The sequence below is a fragment of the Nonomuraea sp. NPDC049646 genome, assembly GCF_044465525.1.
In the GTDB taxonomy this organism is placed as follows: Bacteria; Actinomycetota; Actinomycetes; order Streptosporangiales; family Streptosporangiaceae; genus Nonomuraea.
In genome coordinates, this window is record NZ_JBITLU010000007.1 from 182,468 (window position 1) to 196,387 (window position 13,920).

Here is a 13,920-nt window from a genome sequence, read left to right on the forward strand (position 1 = left end):
CTGGCCCACCGCATGGGCATCGAGTTCGTCGAGGCCGGGCCCGAGCGCGTCGTCGGCAGGATGCCGGTCGAGGGCAACACCCAGCCCTACGGCCTGCTGCACGGCGGCGCGTCGGCGGTGCTGGCCGAGACGCTGGGCTCGGTGGCCGCGGCGATCCACGCCGGCCCCGGCCGCATCGCCGTCGGCATCGAGATCAACGCCACCCACCACCGCTCGGCGACCTCCGGGTACGTGACGGGGGTCGCGACGAGGTTGCACGGCGGACGCACTTTGGCGACGTACGACATCGAGATCACCGACGAGGAGGGACGGCGGGTGTGCACCTCCCGCTTGACGTGCATGCTGCGCGACCAGCGCCCCTGACGTCACTTTGACCGAACCTTTGCGCAGCGGCCCCATCGATCGCTACGGTTGTCCGAACAGAGCCCGCGGGGAGGCCCGGTAGATAACGTGTACGGCCGGGGAAGCCCTACATGGCCCCAAAGGCCGCTCCGCGGGCTCGTTCACGTTTTCTCCCCATCGTTACCGTTTCGTTTTCGGCCCGGCCAGGCGTCTTCCCTCATTTAGCCCCTGACCTGCCGCGTTGTTTGCTCACATGTGTGGCACACGCATGTCACTAATTGGTGACGAACCATGCTGAAACGGGCGTCTGCGGAATAAGCTCCCGCCATTGCATCCCAGTTGTGCCTGCGATGCGCGCGTGTCGAGATGGAGGGGTACAACCCCGCCTTGACCTATTTGAGGGAGCACCATTGCGCAGAGCCGTGATCGCGTTCACGGCCTTCCTGGGTGGACTCATCTTCCTGCTGGCCAGTCCCGCGCAGGCGGGGCCGGCCGGATGCCAGGGCTTGAAGGGGACGCTCAAACTCCAAGGCCAGCCAGTGAACGGCGTCAAAATCGCCGTGACCACCGAGGGCGGACAACCCGTCAAGGAGGTCACAACAAACGCACAGGGCACGTGGGAAGTTCCTACCGACAAGGGCAAGTTCAAGGTCACCCTTGACCCGAACTCCCTTCCGAAGAACGCCGAGGTGCGCGGTGGCAGCAACGTCCGCACCCCGACCGTCTTCGAGGGCAACTGCTCGACCGTGCTGTTCGCGTTGCAGGCCAAGGGCGTCGCCGGCCAGCCCCAGGGAGACGAGGAGAGCGGGGCGGCCACCTTCTGGGACACCGCGGCGCAGCTCGCCTTCGAAGGGCTCAACCTCGGCCTGATCATCGCCCTGGCCGCGCTCGGCCTGTCGCTGATCTACGGCACGACCGGCCTGACCAACTTCGCCCACGGCGAGCTGGTCACGCTCGGCGCGGTGCTGGCCTACATGTTCAACGTGGGCTTCGGGCTCCATCTCATCCCCGCCGCGGTGCTCGCGGTGGCGCTGGGCGGCGCGTTCGGCTACGCCCAGGACCGCCTGTTCTGGGGCCAGCTGCGCAGGCGGGGCACCGGCATCGTCGCCATGATGATCGTCTCCATCGGCGTCGCGCTGGTCATGCGCTACGTCATGCTGATCTTCTTCGGCGGCCAGAACGAGGCCTACGCCCAGTACACGGCCCAGCCGGGCGTCCAGTTCGGGCCGATCTCCGCGGCGCCCAAGAACTTCGTGGCGATGGGCATCGAGCTGGCCGTGCTGCTCCTGGTCGGCTTCGCGCTGCTGCGCACCCGTACCGGCAAGGCGGCCAGGGCCGTGTCGGACAACCCCGCGCTCGCGGCCTCGTCCGGCATCAACGTCGACCGGGTCATCCGGATCATCTGGACCCTGGGCGGCGCCATCGCGGCGCTGGCCGGCATCATGCTCGGGCTCTCCCAGAACCTGAAGTACACGATGGGCCAGGACATCCTGCTGCTCATCTTCGCCGGCGTCACGCTCGGCGGGCTCGGCACCGCCTTCGGCGCGCTGGTCGGCTCGCTGGTGGTCGGCCTGTTCATCCAGGTCTCGACCCTGTGGGTGCCGCCGGAGCTCAAGAGCGTCGGCGCGCTGGTCGTGCTCATCATCGTGCTCCTCGTCCGGCCCCAGGGCATCCTGGGCCGCCGCGAGCGAATCGGCTGATCGGGGGAGGATCAGAATGGACTGGATCACGATCATCAGCACGACGCTGAAGTCCGCGGTCGGCGTCGAGACCGTGCTGTACGCGCTCGCCGCGATCGGCATCAACATCCAATTCGGCTACACCGGCCTGCTCAACTTCGGCCAGGCGGCGTTCATGGGCGTGGCCGGCTACGGCCTGGCCGTCACCGTCACCGTCATGGGCCTGCCGTTCTGGGTCGGCATCATCGTCGGCCTGCTCGCCGCGGTGCTCCTGGCGATCCTGCTCGGCATCCCGACCCTCCAGCTGCGCGCCGACTACCTGGCCATCGTGACGATCGCGGCGGCCGAGATCGTCCGGCTGGTGTTCCGCTCGGTGGCGTTCAAGAGCGTCTTCGGCGGCTCGGACGGCCAGCGCGGCTTCTCCGACGGCTTCTACGCGCTCAACCCCTACCCCGAGGGCCAGTACGGCTTCAACCTCGGCTCGGTCCCCCTGTTCTTCAACCACCGGGTGCTGTGGGTGCTGACCGTCGGCTGGGTGCTCATCGCCCTGTGCTGCGGGCTGGTCTACCTGCTGATGAAGAGCCCGTGGGGCCGCGTGCTCAAGGCCATCCGCGAGGACGAGGACGCCGTGCGCAGCCTCGGCAAGAACGTCTTCTCCTACAAGATGCAGTCGCTCATCCTGGGCGGCGTCGTGGGCTGCCTGGGCGGCTTCATCTACGGCCTGGCCTACGCCTCGGTCCAGCCGGACATCTTCGGCACCGAGACCACGTTCTACGCGTACACGATGGTCATCCTGGGCGGCGCCGCCCGCGTGCTCGGGCCCGTCGTGGGCGCGTCGATCTTCTGGGTGCTGCTCGTCCTGATCTACGGCGTGCTGTCCGAGGCCGTCGGCGCCGGGATCATCACCTTCATGGACACGAACCAGGTGGGCGCCGTCCGCTGGATCCTGGTCGGCCTGGGTCTCGTCCTGTTGCTCATCTTCCGGCCACAGGGCATCTTCGGCGACAAGAGGGAGATAGCAATCAATGCACGCTGAAACCACGGCCACCGAGCGCAAGGCCGCGGCGCTGGCCGCCTTCAAGGACCTGGCCCGCGACCCGGGCGTGCCGAAGCCGGACCCGATCCTCACCGTCGACAACGTCGTGCGCCGCTTCGGCGGCCTGACCGCGGTCGAGGTCGCCCACGTCGAGATCCAGCGGGGTTCCATCACCGCGCTGATCGGCCCCAACGGCGCCGGCAAGACGACGTTCTTCAACCAGCTCACCGGCTTCGACACCGCCGACTCCGGCTCGTGGACGTTCAACGGGCGCAGCATGAGCGGGGTGCCGGCCCACAAGGTCGCCCGCGCCGGCATGGTGCGCACCTTCCAGCTCACCAAGGCGCTGTCCCGCCTGACCGTCATGGAGAACATGCGCCTGGGCGCCCAGCGGCAGAAGGGCGAGACGTTCTGGCGGGCGCTCATCCCGTCGATGTGGCGCGGCCAGGAGGACGAGATCACCGCCCGCGCCGAGGAGCTCCTCGAACGCTTCAAGCTCGGCGCCAAGCGGGACGACTTCGCCGGCTCGCTGTCCGGCGGCCAGCGCAAGCTGCTGGAGATGGCCCGCGCCCTCATGGTCCAGCCGGAGCTGGTCATGCTGGACGAGCCCATGGCGGGCGTGAACCCGGCCCTGACCCAGTCGCTGCTCGGCCACGTCAAGGACCTGCGCGAGCAGGGCATGACGGTGCTGTTCGTCGAGCACGACATGGACATGGTCCGCGACATCAGCGACTGGGTGATCGTCATGGCGCAGGGCGCCGTGATCGCCGAGGGCCCGCCCGACACGATCATGTCGGACGAGCGCGTGATCGACGCCTACCTCGGCGCCCACCACGACGCCCCGCTCTCGGACACCGAACTGGAGTCGCAGCTCCACGAGGCCGAGGCGGCTCTGGAGGCCGAGATCGAAGAGGAGACGCAGAAGTGAGCGACGCCCCCGAGGCCGCCCCCGAGTCGCAGGCGGCCGTCACCGACCGCGCCGCGCACCTGGAAGGCGCCGAAGACGCCGTGCTGCGGTGCGACGAGCTGATCGCCGGCTACCTGCCGGGCGTCAACATCCTCAACGGCTCCGACCTCTACGTCAAAGAGGGCGAGCTGATCGGCATCATCGGCCCCAACGGCGCCGGCAAGTCGACGCTGCTGAAGGCCATGTTCGGGCTGGTCAACATCCGCAGCGGCACGGTGCTGCTCAAGGGTGAGAACATCACGAACATGAAGGCGCACTCGCTGGTCTCCCGCGGCGTCGGCTACGTCCCGCAGACCAACAACGTCTTCCCCAGCCTGACCATCGAGGAGAACCTGGAGATGGGCGCCTTCCAGGTGCCCGGCAAGTTCAAGGAGCGCTTCGAGTTCGTCGCCGAGCTGTTCCCGGCCCTCAAGGAGCGGCGCAAGCAGCGCGCGGGATCCCTGTCCGGCGGTGAGCGGCAGATGGTGGCCATGGCCAGGGCGCTCATGACCGAGCCGTCGGTGCTGCTGCTGGACGAGCCGTCGGCGGGCCTGTCGCCCAAGCTCCAGGACCTGGTCTTCATCCAGGCCCAGCAGATCAACAAGGCGGGCGTGACGGTGATCATGGTGGAGCAGAACGCCCGCCGCTGCCTGCAGATCTGCCACCGCGGCTACGTGCTCGACCAGGGCCGCAACGCCTACACCGGCACCGGCAGGCAGCTCGCCAACGACCCCAAGGTCATCGAGCTGTACCTGGGCACGCTGGCCAAGGCGTAACCGAATCGAACGAAGAAGGGGCTCCCCCGGGGTCCCTTCTCCGTTTTTTAATGAACGCTGTGAAACGAATGCTGACAGTGGCGCTCGTCCTGCCCGTCCTGCTCGTCGGTTGCCAGGAGGACGCCTCCTCGGCGCAGCGGTACAGCACCGGCGGCGACCCGACCGACAGCCCGTGCGCGCGCGTGGTCTCGGCCATCGGCTACGCCGACCTGATGCTGCGGCCGAAGGGCCAGGAGGAGCAGCAGTACTTCGAGGACGCCGTCATCGGCCGGCTGGCCGAGCTGCGCGGCATCACCCTCCAGTTCGGCGACCGGCTGCCGGCCTCGCTGCACGCCGCCGTCCAGAGCGTCGAGACGGCCACCGCGGGCCTGTCCAGGAACGACGTGCCGCACGCGCGGCAGGTCGCGCTGCTGCGGCAGTACCGGGCCGCCGCCGACCAGATCGTGGCCGGCTGCGCATGACGGAAGGGCCCGGTCCGCGCGGACCGGGCCCTTCTCAGAGGTGCTGCGGGAGGCCGGTCAGCCGGCGATGTTGCCGGTGCGGTACTCCAGCGCCTTGGTGGCGTACTTGTTGTCCTTGCCGTACTGGTAGATGCCGATGGTGGCCACGGCGGGGTCACCGGCGTCGTTGAACTCGACCGGGCCGCTCACGCCGTCGTAGTCGATGTCCTTGCCGGCCTTGAGCAGGTCGTCGCAGCTCTTGAAGTCCTTGCACTTCTCGCCGCCCTTGCTGACCTCGGCCAGCTTGGCGGCGATGTCGGTGCCCGCGTCGCTCTTGGCGGCCTCGGCGGCCAGGGCGAGCAGGTTCATCGCGTCGTAGGACTCGGGGGCGTAGCTGTAGTCCTCCAGCTTTGGGTTGATGCCGAGGAGCTTCTTCTGGAACTCCTCCGGAGCGGCCGCGCCCGGGATGGTGCCCTTGACGCCCTCAAGCGTGCCCTTGGGCATCTTGACGTAGTTGGTGTTGGAGGTGTTGCCGTCGACCATGTACCACTTGTGCTTGTCGGCCGGCAGGCCCTGCTTGACCAGCTCCTGGATGACCTTGGCGGTCTCCTCGAACCCGATCATGACGATGCCCTTGGGGTTCTTGGCCTTGATCTTCGCCACGTCGGCGGAGAAGTCGGCGGCCTTGGGGTCGTAGTCCACGCGCTCGACGACCTCGCCGCCGCCGTCGGTGACCGTCTTCTGCACCTGGTCGGCCAGGCCGGTGCCGTAGGAGTCCTGCATCGCCAGGATGCCGACGGTGTCGTTGCCGTCGGACACCACCAGGTCGCCGAGCACGCGGCCCTGCAGCTTGTCCGGCGGCGAGGTGCGGAAGTACAGGCCCTTGTCCTCGATCGTGGTGAACTTGTCGGAGGTGTTGGCGGGCGAGAAGTGGATGACGCCCGCGCCCGTGATCTTGTCGATCACCGACTCCGACACCGAGGACGACGCCGCGCCGATGATGGCGTCGGCCTTCTGGGCCAGCAGCTTGTCCACCGACTGCGAGGCGATGTTCGTGGTGGTGTCGCCCGAGTCGGTGTCGTACTTGGTGACGGGCTTGCCCAGCACGCCCCCGGCCTCGTTGATCTCCTTGATGGCCAGGTCGACGCCGGCGAACTCGGGCGGGCCGAGGAAGGCGAGCGAACCGGTCTGGGGCAGCAGCGTACCGATCGTGAGGGTGCCGTCGCCCTTGGCCGCGGGAGCCGACGAGGATGGCGCGGCCGGCTGCGAGGACTGCGTGGCGGTGTTGCTGCCGCCACCGCCGCAGGCCGTCAGGGCCAAGCTGGTGGCGGCCACGACAGCCAGCGCCCGCCCCACGGGAGCAATGCGGATCATGAAGTGTCTCCTTCATTTCCAGGCCGGGATCGTCAGCACCGCCGAGCGCTCCCGATCGAATGACGGAAACGTACAAAATCGCCGTGTACTCGAACCAGATGGCGGGGTGAACTGTCGGCACTTGGATGCGGAGTCGTAATCAGTCCTCAACTTACGGACCTGCGCTAGCAGGCTTAATGTGCGACGGGTGAAGCGTTTTACGCCTGTCCTAGTCACGGCGGTCCTTCTTGCCGGGTGCGCCTCGTCGCCGCCGCCCCCGCCGCCTTCCTCGGATCCTCCCGCCGGCGTATCGGTCACGCTGGAGCAATGGCGTTCCGACGAGCCCGTGCACGCTCTGGAGGTGGCCGTCCGTAATACCAGCGGCATACCCGTGTATTTCGCCGACGTCCAGCTCGTGACGCCGTCGTTCAAAACACTGCCACCGGAAAAGACGGACGCCACGATCAGGCGGACCGAGCGCACCGACCTGCGCATCACCTACGGCGCGGCCAACTGCCTGCCCGCGGGCCTGCCCCAGCTTCAGCCCGCCACCGTGGTGGCCAACATCCGCGCCGGCGCCGAGCAGCCGCGCCGGGTGGTCTTCAAGGTGCCGCACCCCAGCCCGCTGCTGACCCGCCTGCTTCGGGACGAATGCTCGGAATTCCTCATCAAGGAGGCCGCCGGCATCGAGTTCGGGCCCGACTGGAAGCAGGTGGGCAAGGAAATGCGGGGCAAGCTGGTGGTCACCCGGCGCGGCGCAGGCAAGGTGACGCTGACCGAGCTCGACGGCACCACGCACTACATCATCACGCCGGAGGCCGGCGGGCGGCCCGTGGCCGTGCTGGAGAGCGGGCAGCAGCGGACGGAGGTGCCGGTGACGCTCACCCCCGGCCGCTGCGACCCCCACGCCTTCGCCGAGGCCAAGAAGGCGTTCCTGTTCCCGGTGCGGGCCACCGTGGACGGCGGGCCCGAGCGGGTGGTGATCGTGGTGCCGCCCAAGCCGCTGCAGGACCGGTTGATCCAGTACTCGTTGCGAGTGTGCGGCCTGGGCGGCGGGTGAGGGTCAGCCCTCGATGTTGCCCGTGCGGTACTCCAGGGCCTTGGGCGCGTACTTGTTGTCCTCGCCGTACTGGTAGACGCCGATGGTGGCCACGGCGGGGTCACCGGCGTCGTTGAACTCGATCGGGCCGCTGATGCCGTCGTAGTCGATGTCCTTGCCGGCCTTCAGCAGGTCGGCGCACTCCTTGAAGGTCTTGCACTTCTCGCCGCCCTTGCTGACCTCGGGCAGCTTCGCGGCGATGGACTTGCCGCTGTCGTCCTTGGCGGCCTCGGCCGCAAGGGCGATGAGGATCGCGGCGTCGTAGGACTCGGCGGCGTAGGTGTAGTCCTCCAGCTTGGGGTCGATCTCCAGGAGCTTCTTGCGGAAGTCCTCCGGAGCCTCGGCGCCGGGGATCGTGCCCTTGACGCCCTTGAGCGTGCCCTTGGGCATCTTGAGGTAGTTGGTGTTCGACATGTTGCCGTCCACCATGTACCACTTGACCTTGTCGACCGTCAGGCCCTGCTTGACCAGCTCCTGGATGACCTTGGCGCCCTCCTCGAAGCCGATCAGCACGATCGCCTTCGGGTTCTTGGCCTTGATCTTGGCGACGTCCGCGGAGAACTCGGCCGCCTTGGGGTCGTAGTCCACGCGCTCCACGACGCTGGCGCCGGCCGCCTCGGCGGTCTTGGTCACCTGGTCGGCCAGGCCGGAGCCGTAGGAGTCCTGCATGGCCAGGATGCCGATGGTGTCGTTGCCGTCGGCGGCGATCAGGTCGCCCAGCACGCGGCCCTGGAGCTTGTCCGGGGGCGCGGTACGGAAGTACAGGCCCTGGTCACTGATGGTGGTGAACTTGTCAGAGGTGTTGGCGGGCGAGAACTGCACCACGCCGGCACCGGTGACCTTGTCGATGATCGACTCCGACACCGACGAGGAGGCGGCGCCGATGATGGCGTCGGCCTTCTGCGCGATCAGCTTGTCCGCCGACTGCGAGGCCACGTTCGTGGTGGTGTCACCCGAGTCCGTGTGGATCTTGGTGACCGGCTTGCCGAGCACGCCGCCCGCGTCGTTGATCTCCTTGACGGCCTGGTCGACGCCGGCGAACTCGGGCGGGCCGAGGAACGCCAGCGAGCCGGTCTGGGGCAGCACGGTGCCGATCGTGAGCGTGCCGTCGCCCTTGGCCGCCTCCGTCTGGGTGGCCGGGGCCGACGAGGACGGCGCCGCGGACGTGGTCTGCTGCGCGGCCGTGTCGCCACCGCCGCCACAGGCCGTCAGGGCCAGGCTCGCCGCTGCCGCGACGGCCAGGAAGCGCCCTGCTGGAGCAATGCGGATCATAAAAGAGACTCCCCTTATTCCCAGCGGGGGAACGATCTCCCTCGCTGCGTTTTCCGAGCTCAGCATGCCTCTTTGCCGGGGAGATGTGGGGATTTCGGGTACTTTTATGCTAATTTGTAATGTCGCAATCACCCTCTGTAATTGCATGTTTCATCAGCGTTACGGTCATGACTCCATATGAACCACCCCAGCCCGAAATTTCGGGACTGGGGTGGTTGTATGGCGGGTTGTCCGGCTTGCCGGGGGGCACTGCCCTAGCCGGCGATGTTGCCCTTGCGATATTCGAGCGCCTTGGCCGCGTCGTACTTGTTGTCCTTGTCGTACTGGTAGACGCCGATCGTCGCGATCGACGGGTCACCGGCGTCGTTGAAGTCCACCGGGCCGCTCACGCCGTCGTAGTCGATGTCCTTGCCCGCCTTGAGCAGGTCGGCGCACGCCTTGAAGTCCTGGCACTTCTCGCCGCCCTTGCTGACCTCGATCAGCTTGGGGGCCAGCGCGGTGCCCGAGTCGTCCTTGGCCGCCTCGGCCGCCAGCGCGATCAGGGTCGTCGCGTCGTACGACTCCGCCGCGTAGGTGTAGTTCGTCAGCTTCGGGTTCACCGTCAGCAGCCGCTTCTGGAACGCCTCCGGGGCCGCGGCGCCGGGGATCGTGCCCTTCACGCCCTTGAGTGTGCCCTTGGGCATCTTGAGGTAGTTGGAGTTCGACATGTTGCCGTCCACCATGTACCACTTGACCTTGTCGGCCGTCAGGCCCTGCTTGACCAGCTCCTGCACGACCTTCGCCGTCTCCTCGAAGCCGATCAGCACGATCGCCTTCGGGTTCTTGGCCTTGACCTTGGCCACGTCCGCGGAGAACTCGGCCGCCTTGGGGTCGTAGTCGACCCGCTCGACCACGCTCGCGCCGGCCTCCTCGGCCGTCTTGGTCACCTGGTCGGCCAGGCCCGAGCCGTAGGAGTCCTGCATGGCCAGGATGGCGACCGTGTCGTTGCCGTCGGCGGCCACCAGGTCGCCCAGCACGCGGCCCTGGAGCTTGTCCGGGGGCGCCGTGCGGAAGTACAGGCCCTGGTCGTTGATCGTGGTGAACTTGTCGGAGGTGTTGGCCGGCGAGAACTGCACCACGCCCGCCCGCGTGATCTTGTCCACGATCGACTCCGACACCGACGAGGACGCCGCGCCGATGATCGCGTCGGCCTTCTGGCCGAGCAGCTTGTCCACCGACTGCGAGGCGATGTTGGTCGTGGTGTCGCCCGAGTCGGTGTCGATCTTCGCCACCGGCTTGCCGAGCACTCCCCCGGCGTCGTTGATCTCCTTGAGCGCCAGGTCGACCCCGGCGAACTCGGGTGGTCCCAGATAGGCGAGATTGCCCGTCTGGGGCAGCACGGTGCCGATCGTCAGCGTGCCGTCCCCCTTGGCCGCGGCGGCCGTGGAGGGTTGCACGGACGCGGCGCCGGTGGCGCCCGTCCCGGCGGTCGTGCCGCCGGTCGAACACGCCGCCAGTGCCAGGCTCGCCGCTGTGGCGACGGCCAGCGCGCGGGAAATGCGGATCATCGAAAGCGTCTCCGTTCGAGATGAGCGGACCTTCCGTCCGCCCATCAGCATGCGCCGGGACGCCTGCGCAGAAAGAAGCCGAAGCCGGTTGGATGCCCAGTCGTGACCGGGCCACAACCCGCGGGGCTAAATCACCTGATATAGGCGCTTTTCATGCCCGCTCGGCCGCGTCGTCTATAACGATCTGAGCAACCTCCCGCATGCTCAGCCGCCGGTCCATCGACGCCTTCTGGATCCACCGGAACGCCTGCGGCTCGGTCCAGCCGTGCTGGGCCATCAACTGGCCCTTGGCCCGCTCGACCAGCTTGCGGGTCTCCAGCCGCTCGGAGAGGCTGGACACCTCCGCGCTGAGCGCCACCATCTCCTCGTGCCTGCTGACCGCCATCTCGATCGCCGGCACCAGGTCGGCCTTGGTGAACGGCTTGACCAGGTAGGCCATCGCCCCCGCGTCGCGGGCCCGCTCCACCAGGTCACGCTGGGAGAAGGCGGTGAGGATCAGGCACGGCGCGATCCGGTCGGCCACGATGCGCTCGGCCGCCGAGATGCCGTCGAGCACGGGCATCTTCACGTCGAGGATGACGAGGTCGGGCCGCAGGTCGGCGGCGAGCTGGATCGCCTGCTCCCCGTCACCGGCCTCGCCCACGACGACGTAACCGTCCTCCTGGAGCATCTCCTTGAGGTCGAGGCGGATCAGGGCCTCGTCTTCCGCGATCACTACTCGCCGCTGCGTACTCACGAGCAGAAGAGTACAGACGTCCGGTAGATTAGATCCACGCCGGTGCGGCCTCGGGCATTACGCTGCGAGATCACCAACCGGACGAAGTCGCCCCGGTAGACCAACGGCAGAGTCGATGGCCTCAAAATCCATACAGTGTGGGTTCGAATCCCACCCGGGGCACCGGCCTGACCGCCCGGCTCCCTCATAGGCCGGGCGGTTTTTCGTTCCCCATGACTGCCGCCTCGACGGGCAGGCCCGAAATGCCGACCGGTTCAGGGCGTCCAGGAGGGCGCGCGGCCGAGCAGGGCGACCACGCGATCGAGCGCCGTGGCGGCTCCCCCGGGCTCGACGCCGGGCAGGAACGCCTTCCCCGAACCGCGCGATTCCGGCGTGTCGGGCACCTGCGCGGCCAGCGGGAGAGCGGCCGCGGCGAGGGCGTCGTCGATGCCGGGCGGCACGCCGAGCGCCCTGGCGAAGTCCCAGGCGTGCACCACGCAGTCGATGAAGTGGAAGCCGATCGCCATGGCCGCCGGGAACGGGCCGCCGTCGCGGATCTCGGGCAGGAAGAAGGCCCGGTCGAGCACGCCGTCCGCGGCGAAGGCGGCGACGACGGCCTGCGCGGAGGCGGCGTACTCGGCCGCGTGGTCCTCGCCCAGAGGGCGCGGCTGCCAGCTCGCCAGTTCCGACCGCGCGCCCGAGGCGGCCAGGGCGAAGCCGTGGTTCTGCACGATCTGGTGCTCCAGCAGGTCGCGGACGGCCCATCCGGCGCAGGGCGTCGGCCGGTCGAGGTCGGCGGGCTTGATCGTGTTCACCAGGTCGACGGTGGCCAGCACCGACCGCCGGTTGAGCTCGATGATGTCTGCCAAGGCGATGTCCCGTCATCGTCGAAGAACCCACCCGGCCGGCGCGTGCGGCCCGCGGGTGGCCAACCTGTCGATGATGGCGGCACCCTCGGCGGCGGTGCGAGTGGTTTTCACCCGTGAAGGCACCGGCGTGATCAAGGAGCCGAGGCGCGGGATTTCGCGGGCGGTTCGCCGGGAACAGTCCTTTGTGACGAGTTGCGACGGACGAGACGGGGGTGGCGGGGGATGCCGTTGAGCGTGACCGAACGGGAGACGTTCCTGGCCGAGCCGCACATCGCGAGCCTGGCGGTGGAGACGGGCGCGGGGCGGTCGCCGCTGGCCGTGCCCGTCTGGTACGACTACAGCCCCGGCGGCGAGATCAGGTTCCTGACCGACAGCGAGTCGCGCAAGGCGCGGCTGGTGGCGAAGGCGGGCCGGTTCACGATGCTGGTCCAGCGGGTCAGCCCGACCTACCGGTACGTGTCGGTCGAGGGCCCGGTGGTGCGCTCCGACCCCACGACGATCGAGGAGCTGACCCGCATCGCCGCCCGCTACCTGCCGCAGGAGGCGGTGTCGGGCTACGTGTACGGCTCGGACCTGCACGTCCTGGTGACGTTCCGGATGCGGCCCGAGCGGTGGCTGTCGGCGGACCTGGGCTCCTTGGGCTGAGCGGGCGCCCGGTATTTTTGGCTCGTGACTGCTATCGATCCCACCTCGACCGGCGCGTTCGGCGTCGGCCTCGCCACCATCGCCGACGACGGCACCGTTCTCGACACCTGGTTCCCGGCTCCCGAGCTGGGCGAGCCGCCCGCGACGGGCACCGAGCGGATCTCCGCCGAGGAGGCCGGCGAGCTGGCCGCGCTGACCGGCCGCGACGCGGCGCGGGGCGTCGAGGTGGTGGCGGTGCGCACGGGCGTCGCCAAGCTCTCCGAGCCTCCGGTCGACGCCCACGACGTCTACCTGCGGCTGCACCTGCTCTCCCACCGGCTCGTCCGGCCGCACGGCGTGAACCTGGACGGCCAGTTCGGCCTGCTGGCCAACGTGGTGTGGACCAACTTCGGGCCGTGCCCGGTGCCCGGCTTCGAGCGCACGCGGCTGCGACTGCGGGCCAAGGGCGTGGTGACGGTGTACGGGGTGGACAAGTTCCCGCGGATGGTCGACTACGTGCTGCCGGAGGGCGTGCGCATCGCCGACGCCGATCGGGTGCGGCTGGGCGCCCACCTGGCGTCGGGCACGGTCGTCATGCACGAGGGCTTCGTGAACTTCAACGCCGGCACGGTGGGCACCTCGATGGTCGAGGGGCGCATCTCGGCGGGCGTGGTGGTCGGCGACGGCTCCGACGTCGGCGGCGGCGCCTCGATCATGGGCACGCTGTCGGGCGGCGGCAAGCAGGTCATCTCGATCGGCGAGCGCTGCCTGCTGGGCGCCAACGCCGGCATCGGCATCTCGCTGGGCGACGACTGCGTGGTGGAGGCGGGCCTCTACGTGACCGCGGGCACCCGGGTGACGCTGCCCGACGGCACGGTGGTCAAGGCGGCGGAGCTGTCGGGCTCCAACGGGATCCTGCTGCGCCGCAACTCGCAGTCGGGCGCGGTGGAGGCCCTGCCCCGCACGGGCTCCGGCATCACCCTGAACGCCGCCCTGCACGCCCACTGACCCCCATCAAGGCCCTCTCCGCCGGCCATGTGCCACGGAGGGGGCCCACAGGGCGCTGCGTCACGGTGGCGCGCCGGTGAAGGGTCAGCGGGCGTTTCCTGGAGGGCCCCCGGCCGGAGTGCGGCGGGTGGCCGGCCGGGCGAAGCCGTAAGGAAGGAAAAGCCGCGGGACGCACCGGCGGAGGCTCGCCCGGACGGGCGAGCCCGCGCGGGGC

14 protein-coding genes and 1 tRNA gene are annotated in these 13,920 nt (G+C 68.8%); 10 read left to right on the top strand and 5 right to left on the bottom strand.

Going from position 1 to position 13,920, the window contains the following annotated elements; genetic code table 11:
* Nucleotides 1-12: 12 nt before the first annotated feature.
* The 6 genes from ACIBQ8_RS22115 (at nucleotide 13) to ACIBQ8_RS22140 (ending at nucleotide 5,240) form a co-directional block, all read left to right on the top strand.
* Nucleotides 13-363, top strand: a complete 351-nt coding sequence (locus tag ACIBQ8_RS22115) for a PaaI family thioesterase (RefSeq protein WP_387645449.1) — start codon at nucleotides 13-15, stop codon at nucleotides 361-363.
* 518 nt (nucleotides 364-881) lie between these two features.
* Complete coding sequence (locus ACIBQ8_RS22120; RefSeq protein ID WP_397171469.1) at nucleotides 882-2,042, top strand: branched-chain amino acid ABC transporter permease; 1,161 nt, start codon at nucleotides 882-884, stop codon at nucleotides 2,040-2,042.
* 16 nt (nucleotides 2,043-2,058) lie between these two features.
* Nucleotides 2,059-3,057, top strand: a complete 999-nt coding sequence (locus ACIBQ8_RS22125) for a branched-chain amino acid ABC transporter permease (RefSeq protein ID WP_352358296.1) — start codon at nucleotides 2,059-2,061, stop codon at nucleotides 3,055-3,057.
* Nucleotides 3,047-3,985: an ABC transporter ATP-binding protein gene (locus tag ACIBQ8_RS22130; RefSeq protein WP_397171467.1), complete on the top strand. Its 939-nt coding sequence runs from the start codon at nucleotides 3,047-3,049 to the stop codon at nucleotides 3,983-3,985. The genes ACIBQ8_RS22125 and ACIBQ8_RS22130 overlap by 11 nt, the downstream gene beginning before the upstream one ends.
* On the top strand, nucleotides 3,982-4,779 hold the full coding sequence (locus ACIBQ8_RS22135; RefSeq protein WP_358293829.1) for an ABC transporter ATP-binding protein: 798 nt from the start codon (nucleotides 3,982-3,984) through the stop codon (nucleotides 4,777-4,779). The genes ACIBQ8_RS22130 and ACIBQ8_RS22135 overlap by 4 nt, the downstream gene beginning before the upstream one ends.
* Nucleotides 4,780-4,838: 59 nt before the next feature.
* The gene (locus tag ACIBQ8_RS22140) at nucleotides 4,839-5,240 is read left to right on the top strand and encodes a hypothetical protein (protein WP_397171466.1); all 402 of its coding nucleotides are present in this window, start codon (nucleotides 4,839-4,841) and stop codon (nucleotides 5,238-5,240) included.
* A 57-nt stretch (nucleotides 5,241-5,297) separates the two neighbouring features.
* Here ACIBQ8_RS22140 and ACIBQ8_RS22145 read toward each other — a convergent pair whose 3' ends face one another.
* Nucleotides 5,298-6,593: an ABC transporter substrate-binding protein gene (locus ACIBQ8_RS22145; protein WP_397171464.1), complete on the bottom strand. Its 1,296-nt coding sequence runs from the start codon at nucleotides 6,591-6,593 to the stop codon at nucleotides 5,298-5,300.
* A 340-nt stretch (nucleotides 6,594-6,933) separates the two neighbouring features.
* On the opposite strand from ACIBQ8_RS22145, the gene ACIBQ8_RS22150 reads away from it, so the two are divergent.
* Nucleotides 6,934-7,632 carry a hypothetical protein gene (locus tag ACIBQ8_RS22150; RefSeq protein ID WP_397192863.1) on the top strand — a complete coding sequence of 233 codons (699 nt, stop codon included), beginning with the start codon at nucleotides 6,934-6,936 and terminating at the stop codon, nucleotides 7,630-7,632.
* A gap of 3 nt (nucleotides 7,633-7,635) precedes the next feature.
* On the opposite strand, the gene ACIBQ8_RS22155 is transcribed toward ACIBQ8_RS22150, so the two are convergent.
* From ACIBQ8_RS22155 to ACIBQ8_RS22165, 3 genes are all read right to left on the bottom strand, one after another.
* Complete coding sequence (locus ACIBQ8_RS22155; RefSeq protein ID WP_387666576.1) at nucleotides 7,636-8,943, bottom strand: ABC transporter substrate-binding protein; 1,308 nt, start codon at nucleotides 8,941-8,943, stop codon at nucleotides 7,636-7,638.
* Between the two features lie 254 nt (nucleotides 8,944-9,197).
* Nucleotides 9,198-10,490: an ABC transporter substrate-binding protein gene (locus ACIBQ8_RS22160; RefSeq protein ID WP_397171461.1), complete on the bottom strand. Its 1,293-nt coding sequence runs from the start codon at nucleotides 10,488-10,490 to the stop codon at nucleotides 9,198-9,200.
* 151 nt (nucleotides 10,491-10,641) lie between these two features.
* On the bottom strand, nucleotides 10,642-11,226 hold the full coding sequence (locus ACIBQ8_RS22165; protein WP_352327599.1) for a response regulator: 585 nt from the start codon (nucleotides 11,224-11,226) through the stop codon (nucleotides 10,642-10,644).
* A gap of 89 nt (nucleotides 11,227-11,315) precedes the next feature.
* On the opposite strand from ACIBQ8_RS22165, the gene ACIBQ8_RS22170 reads away from it, so the two are divergent.
* A tRNA-Leu gene (locus ACIBQ8_RS22170) sits at nucleotides 11,316-11,388 on the top strand.
* A 92-nt stretch (nucleotides 11,389-11,480) separates the two neighbouring features.
* Here ACIBQ8_RS22170 and ACIBQ8_RS22175 read toward each other — a convergent pair.
* Nucleotides 11,481-12,074, bottom strand: a complete 594-nt coding sequence (locus tag ACIBQ8_RS22175; protein ID WP_397192864.1) for a TIGR03086 family metal-binding protein — start codon at nucleotides 12,072-12,074, stop codon at nucleotides 11,481-11,483.
* A 222-nt stretch (nucleotides 12,075-12,296) separates the two neighbouring features.
* Between ACIBQ8_RS22175 and ACIBQ8_RS22180 the strand changes: the two genes are divergently transcribed.
* Together ACIBQ8_RS22180 and dapD are read left to right on the top strand one after the other, a co-directional pair.
* Nucleotides 12,297-12,719: a pyridoxamine 5'-phosphate oxidase family protein gene (locus ACIBQ8_RS22180; protein WP_397171458.1), complete on the top strand. Its 423-nt coding sequence runs from the start codon at nucleotides 12,297-12,299 to the stop codon at nucleotides 12,717-12,719.
* A gap of 24 nt (nucleotides 12,720-12,743) precedes the next feature.
* Nucleotides 12,744-13,706 (top strand): 2,3,4,5-tetrahydropyridine-2,6-dicarboxylate N-succinyltransferase, encoded by a 963-nt coding sequence (gene dapD, locus ACIBQ8_RS22185; protein ID WP_358293842.1) that lies wholly within the window; start codon nucleotides 12,744-12,746, stop codon nucleotides 13,704-13,706.
* Nucleotides 13,707-13,920 lie beyond the last annotated feature (214 nt).